This is a genomic window from Streptomyces sp. NPDC001904, from assembly GCF_040297005.1.
Lineage (GTDB): Bacteria > Actinomycetota > Actinomycetes > Streptomycetales > Streptomycetaceae > Streptomyces.
Map to the genome: position 1 here is coordinate 371,545 of NZ_JBEOYI010000003.1, position 14,975 is coordinate 386,519.

9 protein-coding genes and 2 CRISPR repeat arrays (1 of these 11 running past the window's edge) are annotated in these 14,975 nt (G+C 68.0%); all 9 genes read right to left on the reverse strand.

The genetic code is table 11. The annotated features are described in order from the left end of the window. Positions 1-1,208: a CRISPR direct-repeat array (repeat unit 29 nt; unit sequence CGGAGGATCCCCGCAGGCGCGGGGTCGAC); it begins 1,446 nt to the left of the window's first position. A gap of 18 nt (positions 1,209-1,226) precedes the next feature. Continuing rightward, a complete protein-coding gene (gene cas2e, locus ABT127_RS06440) occupies positions 1,227-1,535 on the reverse strand; it encodes a type I-E CRISPR-associated endoribonuclease Cas2e (RefSeq protein ID WP_351445173.1) in 309 nt (102 codons plus the stop codon). After that, positions 1,532-2,545 (reverse strand): type I-E CRISPR-associated endonuclease Cas1e, encoded by a 1,014-nt coding sequence (cas1e, locus tag ABT127_RS06445; protein ID WP_351445175.1) that lies wholly within the window; start codon positions 2,543-2,545, stop codon positions 1,532-1,534. The genes cas2e and cas1e overlap by 4 nt, the downstream gene beginning before the upstream one ends. A 6-nt stretch (positions 2,546-2,551) precedes the next feature. After that, positions 2,552-3,304: a type I-E CRISPR-associated protein Cas6/Cse3/CasE gene (cas6e, locus tag ABT127_RS06450; RefSeq protein ID WP_351445433.1), complete on the reverse strand. Its 753-nt coding sequence runs from the start codon at positions 3,302-3,304 to the stop codon at positions 2,552-2,554. A 5-nt stretch (positions 3,305-3,309) separates the two neighbouring features. After that, a complete protein-coding gene (gene cas5e / locus ABT127_RS06455; RefSeq protein WP_351445177.1) occupies positions 3,310-4,107 on the reverse strand; it encodes a type I-E CRISPR-associated protein Cas5/CasD in 798 nt (265 codons plus the stop codon). Further along, positions 4,104-5,258, reverse strand: coding sequence for a type I-E CRISPR-associated protein Cas7/Cse4/CasC (gene cas7e, locus ABT127_RS06460; protein WP_351445179.1), 1,155 nt, complete (start codon positions 5,256-5,258; stop codon positions 4,104-4,106). The genes cas5e and cas7e overlap by 4 nt, the downstream gene beginning before the upstream one ends. Before the next feature lie 106 nt (positions 5,259-5,364). Then, positions 5,365-5,970, reverse strand: coding sequence for a type I-E CRISPR-associated protein Cse2/CasB (gene casB, locus ABT127_RS06465; RefSeq protein WP_351445181.1), 606 nt, complete (start codon positions 5,968-5,970; stop codon positions 5,365-5,367). 125 nt (positions 5,971-6,095) lie between these two features. Further along, positions 6,096-7,793 (reverse strand): type I-E CRISPR-associated protein Cse1/CasA, encoded by a 1,698-nt coding sequence (gene casA / locus ABT127_RS06470; RefSeq protein ID WP_351445183.1) that lies wholly within the window; start codon positions 7,791-7,793, stop codon positions 6,096-6,098. Between the two features lie 226 nt (positions 7,794-8,019). Then, positions 8,020-10,953 carry a CRISPR-associated helicase Cas3' gene (gene cas3 / locus ABT127_RS06475; RefSeq protein WP_351445185.1) on the reverse strand — a complete coding sequence of 978 codons (2,934 nt, stop codon included), beginning with the start codon at positions 10,951-10,953 and terminating at the stop codon, positions 8,020-8,022. A 301-nt stretch (positions 10,954-11,254) separates the two neighbouring features. Beyond that, positions 11,255-12,388: a CRISPR direct-repeat array (repeat unit 29 nt; unit sequence CGGAGCATCCCCGCAGGCGCGGGGTCGAC). Positions 12,389-12,983: 595 nt separating this feature from the next. After that, positions 12,984-13,514 (reverse strand): transposase, encoded by a 531-nt coding sequence (locus ABT127_RS06480; protein WP_351445187.1) that lies wholly within the window; start codon positions 13,512-13,514, stop codon positions 12,984-12,986. Positions 13,515-14,975 lie beyond the last annotated feature (1,461 nt).

Below are 14,975 nucleotides of genomic sequence, written 5' to 3' on the forward strand. Positions count from 1 at the left end.
GAGCGGCCGGGATGGCGAGCGGAGGATCCCCGCAGGCGCGGGGTCGACCCGGCAAGCTCCGCGGCCCGGTCGGGCCACCGCGGAGGATCCCCGCAGGCGCGGGGTCGACCTGACGGAAGACCCGGATACGGATCACGGCCTCGGAGGATCCCCGCAGGCGCGGGGTCGACGACAGGAGACGAACCGTGACCCAGCACACCGACGGAGGATCCCCGCAGGCGCGGGGTCGACGACTGGCCCGCCCACGACCTGCGCATGCCCGGCGGAGGATCCCCGCAGGCGCGGGGTCGACTCCAGCGCTGCCGTCTTACCGCTGGTGATGTCCGGAGGATCCCCGCAGGCGCGGGGTCGACTGCGGGGTGCGGGAGTTGCGGCCGCGTGCCGACGGAGGATCCCCGCAGGCGCGGGGTCGACGAAACGTTTCCCTGTCGAAATGCGTGATATCAGGGAGAATCCCCGCAGGCGCGGGGTCGACTCCTGCTCGGCCGCCGCGCGCTCCTCGGCGATCGGAGGATCCCCGCAGGCGCGGGGTCGACAGGTCGGCTTCAACGACGCCGGCGGCGTCCTGCGGAGGATCCCCGCAGGCGCGGGGTCGACGCCCTCGATCGACGGGCCGCCGTGCACGGTCACCGGAGGATCCCCGCAGGCGCGGGGTCGACCGCGTGTCCGGCTTGCCCGACTCGTGTCCGGGAGGAGGATCCCCGCAGGCGCGGGGTCGACTAACGGATGCACCCTGACCTAGTCATTCACCCAGGAGGATCCCCGCAGGCGCGGGGTCGACGCTGCCGCTTCGACCTCGGGGTGATGTACGGCCGGAGGATCCCCGCAGGCGCGGGGTCGACGAGCAGGCCGGCGGCCTGGCGATCGTCAACCTCGGAGGATCCCCGCAGGCGCGGGGTCGACTCCAGCTCGAGCTGGCCGGCTATCGCAGCAAACGGAGGATCCCCGCAGGCGCGGGGTCGACCCACCGAGTTCGGTCGTTGAGCACGAGTACCCCGGAGGATCCCCGCAGGCGCGGGGTCGACTGCCGGCAGATCCAGATGGCGACGGCTGGCCGGGGAGGATCCCCGCAGGCGCGGGGTCGACGTCTTGCGCAGCGCACGCGCCGTCAGCCCCGGCGGAGGATCCCCGCAGGCGCGGGGTCGACTTCCGGCCGTCCATGCGGATCGCGGACAGCTGCGGAGGATCCCCGCAGGCGCGGGGTCGACACTTCCTGAGCTGCAGCTTCATTGGGCATGTGGGCTGTTTTCGTTTAGTTGTGTTCTGGGGCGGGCGGAGAGGATGAGTCCGTCAAAGTCCACGGGCTGCCAACGGTCACGGCCTGCGGTGCGGACTGCCCAGCCTTGTTCGTTGGCAGCGGGTTCGACGAGGATGACTTGGCCGTCACCGATGCGGGTAGCTAGGAGTTCCCAAAGACGGTCTCGGATGCGCCGGTTGGGATTACCGATGAACACGCCAGCGCTAGCTTCGACCATCCAGCGCGTTAGGTGTCCGCGAAGACCTTCCGGGGCGGCGATGAGGATGATGACGGTCATGAAGTCGCTTCGCTGTCCGGAGTGACGAGGGTGGGTCCTATGACCGCGATGTGGTTTTCGGTTATCCCGTGGGTCGAGAGATCCGCGTGGCCGGAGTAGTTAGTGCCGCCCGGAACGGCGCCAAGGTGTTCGTCCCACAGGAGATTGGCTTGTGTGTCCTCGGTGTGGGCTTCGTCGGCGTTGAGAAGGGTCTTGATGTCGGTGACGATCCTGGCGACAAGCTTGTCTCGAGCGATGAGGTCGCGCAGTCCCAGTCGTGCGTCGCGTTCCTCCGTGAGCCCCCGGGCGGCAAGATCGAAGGCGAGAGGGATCGTGTACTGGGCCTTGTACAAGTCTGCGATGTCAAGGACGAAGGAGGTGGCTTTGCCGGTGTGGACGAATCCCAGTCCGGGGCTGAGGCCAAGTCCGGTGATGACGGCGTGGCAGATGCCGTAGAGGGCTGCGTTGGCGGCGGACAGGAGACGGTTGAGGTCGTCTCCAGCAGCGTGGGCGTCGCCGGCCTTGTATTCTCGGCCGTTCCAGGTAACACCAGTGCGCTTGGCTTGGGCACGGTAGATCTTGCGGACGCGGGTGCCCTCGCGACCTCTGAGCTGCTGCATGGTGAGGGCACTTACGTCTTCGCCGGGAAAGCGCATGCTGTACATGGCGCGGGCGACGGCAAGGCGTTCCTTGGGACGGGTGACGAGCCATGCTTGCCGGTGCAGGAGTCCGGCTCCTCTGCTGGGGCCGAGCCCTGACGCGTACATCCGAACGCCTTGTTCGCCGACCCAGCACACGGTGGTTCCGGAGTCGGCGAGCAGGCGGATGGCTCCGTGGGTGACACGTGTGCCGGGGCCCAGGAGCATGACGGCCACCATGGCGGCGGGGACTTTGACGGTTTGTTGTCTGTTGATGATGACGACGGCGTTCTCGTCGCGGTCCAGGTGGCTGCGTTCGACGTAGACGCTGGAGACTCGGTCGGTGAGACGGTGCAGGTCTTGGGGGTCGGCCTTCCACCAGATGTCGGGCACTGGCGTTCAGGTCCTGTTCGGGATCGGGGCGAGGGTGAGAAGTCCGCACCCGTACGCCTTGGAGGGACCGATGCCGGTCAGGAGGCGTTCGGTGAACAGGGCGGGGTCGGTGATGCGCAGGTGCCCTTCGAAGGTCACGGCGTTGATGACGACGTGGGCTTCCTTGGGTGTGATGGTGCCCTTGGTGAAGGTCCGGCGATGGCGTGTGGTGATGCGGACCTCTCGCGGAACTTCGCCGTCGGCGGTTCGGGTGCTGTCCAGGTGGAGGGCGGGCGCGATGTCGAATCCCCAGCGTGCTGTGCGGGTGAGGAACCAGGTGAGCTGAGCTGCGGCGGTGCGGTGGCCAAGTCGAAGGCCGCGTCTTTCGCCGGCGTCGAGGCGTTGTTGCTGGCGTGGTGTGGCTTTGACGGGGTGCCTGGTGTTCTGGACGGGATTGGCTGTGAGCCGGAAGGCGAAGCTGCGGCCCTGTGCGACCTGCTGGAGGAGCGGGGTGTAGTCGCGTATGGCGTAGTGCTCTCCGTCGGCGTCGGGCCATCCGGCGTTCTCGACGAGGTGGGTCCAGTCCGGCTTGCCGGTGGTGAGGACGAACAGCTGCGGACGGTAGGGGTTGTCGCTGTCCAGGCGCCACAGAGTGCGCTCGTCCGCGGGGAGACCGGGCAGGCCGCCTTGGACGGCGCCGCGCAGGGCGCGGGGGCTGGCGAGGAGTTTGCGGCTTTCCGCGCGCAGGGGGTTGATGCGGATGCGGGAGAGGTAGGGCATGTCGGTCACCAGCCCAGGAGGGCGAAGGGGTCGTGGCCGCCGGTGGCCGGGGGCCGTGTGGGATCGGGGGCGAGGCCGGTGGGCACGGTGAGGTAGGTGTGCCGGACACGGCGAGTGGTGTAGGAGCGGCTGGTGGGGGCGAAGGACAGGGGCAGGTCGTCGCGGTCCTCGTCGCCGGTCGGGTCGTCGAGCGTGGCGGGCAGGTCGACGTGGGCGGCGTTGTCGTTGATCCGTCCCCAACGGGCGCGTACCGTCCGGCTGGCCTGCCAGGGCTCTTGTTGCAGCACGTCTTGCAGGGGGCCGGTGCGCCGGCCGAGCACGAGGGGCTGCGTGGGCACGCAGGAGCGGCGGCCAAGGGCGAGGGGGAACGCGGGGTGGCGTAGGGCGTGTTCGAGGGTGGTGATGAGGTCGTAGGGGCCTTCTACGGCGGCCAGGAATACGGCGTCCTGAAGGTAGAAGCGCTGGGTGACGTGCGTGTGTTTCGCGGGTGTGGTGGGCTTTTGCAGGCCCTTGGCCGTGACTGCGGCGGACAGCAGCGGTCTGCCGCGGTGGTCGCTGACGGTGTGAAAATCGCGCAGCACGGTTCCGGGCTGGTCGATGCGTATGCCCAGACTGAGTCCGGCCAGGTCGTCCAGGGCTGCCTGGCGTGGGCGGCCGGCTGCTGCGGCGAGCAGGCCGACAACGCCCGACTTGGTGGGCTCGGGCCGGGTCTCGCGCCGGTTGAAGACGCTGCGGTCGCCCCAGGACTGGAGCGGGCCAGCGAGCCGCAGCAGCAGGGCGGAGGTGCTGCTGTGGTCGCTCACGCGCCCGCTCCCAGGGAAGCGGTGAGGCGGGTGCGCAGGGTGGAGCGAAGCTCGGCGAAGGCGACGGGGCTTCCGAAGGCGTGGGTGAGAGCTTCGGCGGTGTCCTTGGTGGCAGGTTCGCGGGAGGTGAAGGTGTGGCTGGTAGCGGCGTAGAGGGGCTGGTCGCCCCAGATCTGGGTGGCGGTGAGGTGTTCCTCGGCGAGACGGCGGGCGGAGTTGGCCTGGATGCCGGCTTCGGACGCGATGGGCTGTTCGTAGGCGGAGACGAGGTTGACCGGTTGGTCGGTGCGGACGACGACGGCCACGAGACTGGGCCGGGTGCGGTGGGCGAACGCGTTCTGGTATCCGGTGGGTGCGGAGAGGGCGAAGCTGTCGACGAAACGGTCGAGGGCGTCGAGAGCGGCTTCGCTGTCTCCGCCGAGGTTGTCAATGAGCTGGGCCAGGCCGACGGTCGCGTAGCGGTAGAGAGTGGCGGAGTTGAAGCCGATGGTGCCGATCATGCCAGCGCCGGTCTCGTCCTTCTCGTTCTGGTCGTCGACGGCGGTGAAGTAGTCGAACTCCAACTGCGTCTCGTGGGTGGACAGGGCATGCGCCACCTGCACGGCGGCATCGACGTTGAGTTTGGGGATGTCGGCGACCATGCGGCCGAACAGCGCGACGGCGACGGGGTGTCCGCTGTGGAAGGTGTCCGCGACGGGCAGCTCCTTGACCGCTTCGCCCAGCGCTTTGTCGTCCAGGGCAGCGAGTTCGGTGGCCTTGTCGGCTACCAGGGCGGCTGCGGCGTCGAGCTGGGCGTTGCCGTAGAAGAGGAGGTAGGCGGTGTCGCCCGCCTTCTTGCCCTGACTCAGGCCGAGTTGGGCCAGCAGGGCGGTGGCGATCCGATCGGCACCGTCGCGGTCCAGGCCGCTGGTCCGGGCAATGCGGGTGGCCAGTTCATGGGTGATGCGCTTCGTGCGGGTGGCACGGTCGGGAGTGGGGACCTGGTCGTCGAAGTGACGCCGAGTGGCCCGCTTCCACGCCTGGGAGGAGACCCTGGAGCGGCGTACTCCGCCGTAGATCGCTTCCTTGGGGTTTCCCTGGTCGTCTCGGTTGAGGTTGGCCGGCGGCACGGTCTGAATCACGTGAACGTCGATATAGAGGCGCTGGGGCATGGGCTACTCCCGGTCAGGTCAAAGGGATGGTCGAAGAGACGCGTCCGTAGGGACGACGTGCCGTAGAGAAGGGCGCTGGAGAGCAGGTTGGGATGGCGGGACGGCGTCAGGGCCCGGGTGACGGATCCGCAGAGGGCTGGGTCCAGCCGTAATAGTCCAGCCCCCAGCGGCGGCGCACGCGGGAGCGGGCATCGGGCCGTCGCCAGGCATGGAGGTCGGCGGCGAGCCAGTTGTAGTCGAGAGGCTGCTTGATGTCTTTGAGCTGGGTGACCAGTCCCCGCAGGCGCATTTGCAGCGCTGCCGCGGAGGTGGCGGAGAATGCCTGCTGGAAGCGGGCGTCGACCGCCTCGTCGCTGGTGCGCTCATGGTGTCGCAGTTCGCGCATGGCCCGGCCCAGGCCGATCTTGTCGCGGTGCATCGACCGCTCCTGGCTCTGCTGGTGGAGGCCATACAGCGCGAGGGCGATGTGTTCCGCCTCTTGTTCGGCCGATACTTCGCCCCTGCGAGCGGCGAAGTCGTCAACGGGACACGTGTAGAAGCGAAACATCTCCAGGACCGTGCCGACAGGGCGGCCCAGGCCACGGCGCAGGACAGCGAGTTCCTCCCCGGAGGGGCGACGTGTGGCAGCTAGGCCGCCCGGACGGCGCCAGTTGCCGTCCGCGGCGAGGTCACGCTGCCAGATTCTCTGCTTGGTGCGGTCTTCTTCGGTCATGGCCGGTCCAGTCATGGTCAGGGAGTACCGGGTGTCACACAGGCCGTGTGGAGGGCGGGGCGGGCAGCACATGCCGCCCCGCAGTCAGCGATGGGCACGTGTGGGGGGGAAGCGTTTGGTCAATTTCAGACGCGCGGTGTTGCGGCACGCTCGGCGGAGGCCCGGTGGAGGATCTCGCGCCGCCGCCTTCGGAAGGCGGCCTCCGCCGTCGAGGCGCGATAGGTTCGCTCGGCTTTCCCCTCGCCCTGCGAGAGACGCCTGCCCGCGAACGCGCCCACGGGCACTGCCTGCAGGAGATGCTCGGCGATCTCCTCACTTCGGTGCCAGGCGAGCTGTTCCCAGGCCAGTTGCCCGGCTTCGATCCGTTCAAGGTCTTCCACCTCGCGCAGGCCGGCCAGGAGGCGGCGCACCAGGGGATCCAGGGCGTGCAGGACGAGTTCGCCAGGGCGTTGCCCCTTGTCCCAGGGGATCGGGTCGGATCCCAGGGCACGGCGCAGGTCGGCCGAGAGCAGGTTGAGGGCGGTGGCCAACTGCTCGGCCTGGTCGGCGACTTCCAGGAGGGCGGCGCGGATGTCGCTGTCCGCGTCGAGCGCGGCAAGCGGTAGCGGCAGCGCATCGAAGAGGACATCGTCGATGACGGCCGACTGATTGCCGTACACGACACCGAAGAGTTCCACGCGCAGCGGATAGCCGGCTGCGAGTTCACCGGTCACCGCACCGGCTTGGTCCAGGACCTTGCTCGTGGCGAAGCCGCTGGTCTTCTGCCCGGCATCGCGGGAGGGCCGCTCAGGCGCCAGGAGCGCGTCGAGTCCGCGCCAAGCCGCCTTGCCGGGTTGAAGACGCAGCGGGCGCCGCTGCTGCATGGTGTGATCCTTCTTCTTTCGAGTGCCCCGCCCGCCGGTCGGCTCCACTCGCCACATCGTGTGTGGCTCGATCGTGGGCGTGTGCGGCATCCGGTCCCCGCCGGCGACCACCACTCGCGTCACCCGCAGGCCCTCGTCGGTCCTCTCAGGGACCAGCCGGATACGACGCGACTGCCAGGTCCACAGATCCAGCAGTCCTTCGGGGGCCCGCTCCTGCCATTGCGGAGTACCTGCTGGGTGTGTGGTGGCAGGCTCTCGCCGTCGCCACTGCGGGAGATCGGCCGCCACGGGGGCCGAGCCGACGGGCAGGTTCAGCAACAGAGTCTCGAACAGGGTCGTGCCGAGCAGCAGGGTCACCCCCATCTGGCCAAGCGGCCCAATGGGGTTGCCCATCGTCTTGCCCTTACTCACCCGCGGATCCCCGACAGCGCCCGTTTTGATGGCCGCGGTGTCCCAGCACTGGGTGTGCAGCAGCCAGTGGGCCGCCTGCGCGGGGCTGAGAGAGAAAACGCTCCCTTCGGTCCGAGAGGCGAAGAGGGGCACGTTGTTGCCCGTCGAGGCGGTCGCGACGATCAGGCCGGCGTTCTTCGTCTCCCCCGTGGCCGTCTGCAACTCGCCGACCTGCGCGAAGGGCTGAACAGGATCGAAGAGGTCAAACGCGCCTTGATACGTATCCAGGTATGCCGCGAGCTTCACGCGTTGCTCTGTCGTCCAGCGGCCGGCGGTGAACCAGTCCATCCACTCGTGCTCGTCGGCCGGCCGGCCCAGCGCGTCAACGATCACGGGCAGCAGCACCTGTCGCAGCACTGCCGGTCTCTGCGTGGGGCTCTCCACCAGCAGATCCCCGAAGACGTGGGCATCCATGAGCGCCGTACGTAGAGACTGCTCACGTGCCGAACCGCCGGAGATCGACGGTAAGCGCAGCCAGGGTTCATCGGTCAGAAGAAAGCCATGAACCATCAGTCCCCCTTTGAACTGAATCTTCTATGTTTAAGCTAGCAGCAGAAGCCAGGACGCCACCCCCAAAACACTTGAATCGGGTTTACGGTGGTGGCAGTTGACCCTGCGAGCCCACTTCGAGGCGAGGCCGCAGGGATGATCCCCTTCTCTGTTTGCGCAGGGGAAAGGGACCTTCCTTGACCCCGCCCCACGCGGGGATTCTCACTTCACCAGACGGCCCGGATACTCAACCTCCCGGCCCGGTGGCACCGCGGTTACCCCGGCGGACCCTCAACCCCAGCTCGTCGTCGTAGGAGAGGGCGGAGTCACCCAGGACTGCTCCGCCGGACGCGTCCAGTACCAATGCGCGGGCCCTGCGCAGCCACACATGCCCATACCAGCCGGGCAACGGCGCCAACTGCAGTGCAGCTGTGCTGAGTTGCGCTGGCAGGCGCACCACGGACCCCAACACATCGTCCAACACCTGCGCAGCCACATCACCGTTGACGCCCAGGCTCCGGCCTGACAACGTCCGGTAGACACCCTCGTCATCATCACGGGTTACCAGCACGACCTCGACGGACTCGTCACCGTCACGCACAGTCGCGCGCAACGAGTCCTCGTCGCTGCCCGCGCTGGCTCCGCCGAAGTGCAGGCCCGCCAACGTCGGCAGCTCTCGCTCACCGCGCAGCGTCAGCAAAAAGTCCTGCGCACTCTCGGCGCGGATCCGGTGGCGGTTCTCCTGCTCCTTTGCGGCCGCCTCACCCGCTGATCGCCACGACTCGGGAAGCAGCGCGGCATCCATCCCGTACACCTGCGACACCAGCCGGGGTACATCCCGCGGAACGTTCCATGTCCCACCTTCTGCAGGCAACACCGCAGCCGTCCGCAGCAGTAGATGACGCCCGTAGATCATCTCGCTTGCGAATGTCACAGCCGGCTCACGGCCCGGACGCGGCTGATATCCGGTGACGAACACCTGCGGCGCACGGAGTCCCTCGGGCCGCCAGGTCTCCTGGTGGCGATGCACCCGCCCGATCCGCTGCAGCAGCAAGTCAACCGGGGCGAGATCAGCAACCAAGAGGTCGGCGTCGACGTCGAAGGACTGCTCGGCCAACTGCGTCGCCACCACAACGAGCCGCCCACCGTCCTGCCGTCGTGGTGTGTCCGGACCCAGCAGCCGCAGGCTCTCCTCCGTCAGCCCAGCACGTCGGGCCACCGTGAGCCGGGCATGCAACAGCCGCACTTCTTCCGGGCCGAAGCGTCCGCGCAATTCTTCGTACAGGCTTTGCGCCCGCGCCACAGTGTTGCGGATGACGAGCGCGGTTCCGCCAGCACCGAGTTCCCGCTCCAGAAGATCCCCCACCGCGGCGTCCGCCGTACCCTGAGCCGCCTCCCGCTCCACAGCAGAGGAACCCGCACCAGGCAGAATTTCGGGCATCGAGCGCACAATGACACCGAATTCGTCCCGCCAGCTACTCGTCGCCTGCGCATGAAAGGAAGCCTGCCCCGCAGCAGCGGACGTCCACGCAGCGGTCACCGCCGGGTACCCCGACGGCGGCGGGACCTGCGTCTTCACTTCCTCCCGCGAGACCGCACCGGCCAGATACGCCTCACACAGGGCATGCCGCTGCGCGGGGGCCAACGTCGCGGACAGCAAAATGACCGGCACCCGAGCTTGCCCCAGCCAGCGCAACGCCTCCTGCAAGAACTGGCTCATATACACATCGCACGCGTGCACCTCGTCCAAAATGACGACCTTGCCGACCAGACCCGCCATACGCAGCATCACATGACGGGTACGCGTCGCCGCATACAGAAGCTGATCAACGGTACCGACCACGAACGGTGCAAGTAGCCCCAGCTTCGGCCCCAGAAACCACTCCGAAAGCGCCTGCGACTCGGACCAGCAGCACGACGACTCTGCCTCGACGCCGTAGGGGTCGGCGCTCATTCCGTACTCGTCCACTCCACGGAACGCGCGGCCTGCCTTCGTCTCCACCCCTTCACGGAGAGCCTTCCACTCCCGGTTGAAAGCCCGCTTACCGTGCAGCAGCATCACGCGAGACGCCAGCGGGCCCTCGATCCTTTCGACCCAGCGACGAACGCGAGCGAACATGGGGTCGCTGGTGCCCTGGGTCGGCATCCCGACAAAGACCCCATCTGCGCCGAACCGGGACGCGAGGACCTCTGCCGCTGCCAAAGCAGCTTCCGTCTTGCCCTCACCCATCGGCGCCTCGATCACCAGGAGCCCCGGGGCGGCCATCCGCCGAGCCGCTTCCAGCACCATCACCTGCGAAGGACGCGGCGCGCACCCGAACCGATCCTGGAACGTCTCAGGCCCCGGCACTCCCAAAGACGCCGCCGTCCAGCCACCCTGCAGCCCCAACTCATCCCACGCAGCAACTGCACGGCCGCGCGCAGCCTCCATACTCACCGCCGCCAGATCGTCCACCCCGACGAAATGCCGCTCATCACTGGCAATCCAGTCAGCCATCACCACCAGCCCGCTGAGCTGCAACTGCACGGCTCGCGAGGGAACCTTAACCGGCTCCACCGCACGCAGCCCACCGAGTCCGACCTCGCGAGTGAACTCCTCGACCACGGCCTCCTGAACCTGCCTCCACCCGCCTCTCCCCCGCAACTGCCCCTTCGCCGCCTTCGGCTCCTGCACATCGCGCAGCGAAGGAAACGCACCATGGTGCCCGGCCACCAGCGGCCACACCCAGTCCACCTGTCGCACATTCCACCCAGCAGTGACCAGCAGCTCCCGCAGCACCAGCCCGCCGGCCCAGTCATGGCGCCAACGCCTGCGCTGCTTCGCTCCCGCATCAGCCGCTTTCTCATGCCACGTCAGCCCCGCCCGGCGGACAGCTTCCGCACCCTCAGGCCACAGCCCCTGATGCTTCGGAGTCGCCTTCCCGCAATCGTGAACGCCGCACACCCAAACGAACAGGTGCCGTCCACGGCCCGCACCACCCGCAACCTCGTCCAGCGCCGCCCGCGTCGACGGCGCGATAAAACGCTCCCACAGCAACTCCGCCACCGCCGCAGTGTCCAGGAGGTGCGCCATCAACAGACTCGTCCTGCCACCCGCCCGCTCCCTGGACTTGCCCCACAGAGCCGCCAATGCGGCTACCACCAAAGGCTCGTAGCGTTTCCCTAACTCAGCAATATCCACCTTGTCCCGCCCTATTGATGCCCCGCGAATACCGAGACTCAGACACTAGGGGGCAGCACTGACAACACACCCTGAGCCGCAGTAAGGCGCCGATCTATATCCGACCGACCCAACATCGTCGCACCCCACGTGGTACCGCAGGCTCGAGCGCTACCTTGAGGCGCCCGCCAGCCACGAGACGTACGTGACATCTCCGCTGGCGAAATGTCGACCGACGCGGGTCTGAAGCTAGCTGGTGAAAGCTTGAGCACCCCGCGCGCAGGGTCGGCATCGTCCACTCGTAGCCGGGCATCTCGTCCTGCGGAGCATCCCCGCAGGCGCGGGGTCGACGGCCATGGAGGCCACGCCGAAGTCGGCGTCCCACGGAGCATTCCCGCAGGCGCGGGGTCGACGGAGCACGATGGCGGATGCGCCGGCGCCGGCGCCGCGGCGGAGCATCCCCGCAGGCGCGGGGTCGACTCGCGCACGCCCCCGATGCGCTCGGGTGCGCTCGGAGCATTCCCGCAGGCGCGGGGTCGACATCGCCACGAAGGTCACCGACCTCGCCAACACCGGAGCATCCCCGCAGGCGCGGGGTCGACCGGTCTTGCCAGCCCCCGGCCCGCGCCGGGTCCGGAGCATCCCCGCAGGCGCGGGGTCGACCAGGCCGGGCAGGGCGGCGGCCGTGGCTCCCACGGAGCATCCCCGCAGGCGCGGGGTCGACAAGACGTTCCCGGCGACAGTCCCGGCGAGCGGCGGAGCATCCCCGCAGGCGCGGGGTCGACGCAGCCTGACGGCATGTGCCCAACTCAACCCGAGGAGCATCCCCGCAGGCGCGGGGTCGACAGCTGCGGACGCCGCGGCTGATGCCTGAGGAGAGGAGCATCCCCGCAGGCGCGGGGTCGACTCGCCGATGACACCGCGGGCGGTGCGTTCGCTCGGAGCATCCCCGCAGGCGCGGGGTCGACCCGGGCAGTCGGTGGTCGATCTGGTGCTCGCCCGGAGCATCCCCGCAGGCGCGGGGTCGACAACTCCCGCGACGGCTGGGACAACCACACCATCGGAGCATCCCCGCAGGCGCGGGGTCGACTGCCACCAGCGTTCGGCGGGGTGTGCGGCCTGCGGAGCATCCCCGCAGGCGCGGGGTCGACGGCCTGTTCGGTGAGGGCCTTCTGGCAGTCGGCGGAGCATCCCCGCAGGCGCGGTGTCGACGAGGAGACAGAATCGCTCAACGCCGACCTGGTCGGAGCATCCCCGCAGGCGCGGGGTCGACATGTGGTTGTCGCCGGAGACGGCGGGCCCGTACGGAGCATCCCCGCAGGCGCGGGGTCGACTGGTAGATCCCGGACTGGGTCTCCTCGGCAATAGGAGCATCCCCGCAGGCGCGGGGTCGACGCCGCCGCCGCGTCGGGCCGCACCTTCACCACCGGAGCATCCCCGCAGGCGCGGGGTCGACACTAACTGACCTGCAGTTTTCGGTGACCTTCCGGGTGTTTTCATTCACTTGGCTGTGCCCGCCGGGCAACCATATCCGCCCTCCAGTCGGCAACCTTGAACCCCGCGGTGATACACGGGCATGCATCGCTCGGAACCCTAGCCGGTACACAGATCAACGGTTGATCACGCATCTGCGCCAAGACATCGCGCACGCCTGAGATGTACTTCACGGTGATATGCGGCGAGTCCGCGGTGGCGGACAGATTCCCACGTTCATGGAGTGAGCGTGGCGCCCGCTGACATGCCAACAGAACAGCTGCCCGCCGGTCGGCTCAGCCCTGAGCTCACCGGAAGCAAGTTACACAAGATCATCATTGGGCGCTCTAACTGTTGGCTCCGTGGACGGTCCCTGGATGTCCGGCGGTGATCAGTCGGTAGATCTCGCGGGCCGCGTATCGTTTCAAGCAGCGGACGATCTCGCGACGGGGCTTGCCCTCGGCCACACGTCGCTCGTAGTACGCCTGGGTACGCGGATCCCAGCGCAACCGGGTCAGCACGATGCGGTGGAGGGCAGCGTTCGACTGTCTGTTGCCGCCACGGTTGAGCCGGCGGTGCTATCGGCTGCCCGAGGAGTATTCGACCGGGCTCGCCCCGCACAACGCGGCGAACGACGCCTCGCCGCGCATCCGCTCGCTGTTGTCACCCAGGGCCGTCAACAGAACCGCCGCGCTGTGCGAGCCGACGCCGACAGCATCGAGCAGGCGCGGATGGTGCTTCCCGATCAACTCAGACAGGCGCTGTTCCAGTACTCGGGCCTGCTCATACAACTGCTCGATGCGTTCAGCCAGCACCCGCACCGTGAACCGGGTGGCCCGCACGATCGGATCTACTCCCTCGCCGCCTTTGCTCAACTGCATCCAGGAAAGGGTGAGACGACGGCGCGACAGACTCCGCAATGCCTCCCGGAGAGCCGGATCGGCCATGACCAGGATCGCCTTGATCTGGTTCACAGCCTTCCGCTTGGCCTTCACCGCAGAGTCCTTGGCCATCAGATACGTACGCACCATTTCGACCGGGCCATCGCCGGACTTCGCTGGGGCCCGGGCGCGGCCACTCAAATACAGACCGCGCAGCAGCGACTGCATCACCCTCGTCGGACTCGCTTTGTCGACGTCGGGCCGAACGCCCAGGACCAGGAGCCTCCAACACCGCGACGCCCTGAGACAGCAGATAGCGAGAGAGCGCCGCCCCGTAATTGCCGGAGCACCCCACCGGCCAGTCCACTCGGCAAGTTGTCGATAGCCATCCGCCGTGGTCGTAAAGCGCTCAACAGCCATAACACGGCCCGTCATTGAGACGACAGCCGCCACGCGTACATCACGATGGGGGTCGACCCCGATAACTACCTCATCCGCGTCCACCGCGCGGCCCACCACTCGAAGAGGGCTGACGACTCGATAGTTCATCCCCTGTCGGAAGCCGGGCAGCAGCGTTACCGCCGGCCCGGAGAGCGGTCACCAGTGGCACGGTGCAGAAGACACTCACATTCCAGTAATCTAGACACGCTCGCCCGGCCCAGCCTCTGAGCCCACTGCCCCGTCCCGCGGCGACACAGGATGATTAGGACACGTCGGTCAGCGACGTCAGGAGCCAGTCCGCGGCACTGCAGCAGCGGTCGGTGGAATGCTCCCCAACCACCGCCCGCCCTCACACCATTGACGCCTGCCGACCTGAAGATCGTGACAGCGCCCCCGCAGCTGCGCGCCGCAGAGTCCCCTGCAGCGCGTTTCGAAGCGCCGCACGCGAACAACGGCCAACGGCTCGCAGTCGCGACCACCTGACCGTCGAGCGCGCTCCGAGGGCGCAACCGTGGGGTACGAGAGCGCACCGGCAATCACCAAACCTTCGAGCCAAGGCGCATCTCACAAGCAAAGGACTACGACCCGGTACGACAGGAGCAGTTCCCGTGCCGGATGTCCCGCATCGGCCGCAGCCAGCGAGTCGTCGCCGCATCCTTGCTCCGGCGCTCGACAACGGCGAGCCAAAGCACAACGGAGCACCCGGGGTATACCGCAGACCCTTTCAACCAGTCAGGCGCAGAGGCCCTGCCGGTGCTCCGGCGGGGCCTCTGCGTGTCACGGGCGAATCACCAACCCCATAGACGCCCCCCGACCCAACGACCACGAACTGGACATAGAAGTTCGAATTGGACTGGCTGGACGCCCTGAGACGGTTCTGCCTACCTGTGCCAGGTCGTGCCCAGTGAGGGACCCAAGATGAGGACGGGCGCGTCATCCGGCCCGTCGAAGCGGTATTGAAGGGTGTTCTTCGGCGTCTCACTCACCCGCCCGACCCTCTCATCCGTCACCGAAAGTCACTGCGCCGGGGTGGGCCTGGCCGGACTTGTGCCGCTCCGGCGCTCCCGTACGTGACCGGCCGCCGGGCGAGTATCGCTCAGCAGGTCGCCCGTCCGACAGACTTCCCACCTCACTGCCACCTGTCCCCCACAACTCCTTGCAGGCCATCCCCAGGAGTGGCGGCTTTGCGCAGATTCTCTGCCCCTCACCGAATCCGCAGATCCGCCCACGGGCGTAGAGAACTGGCCA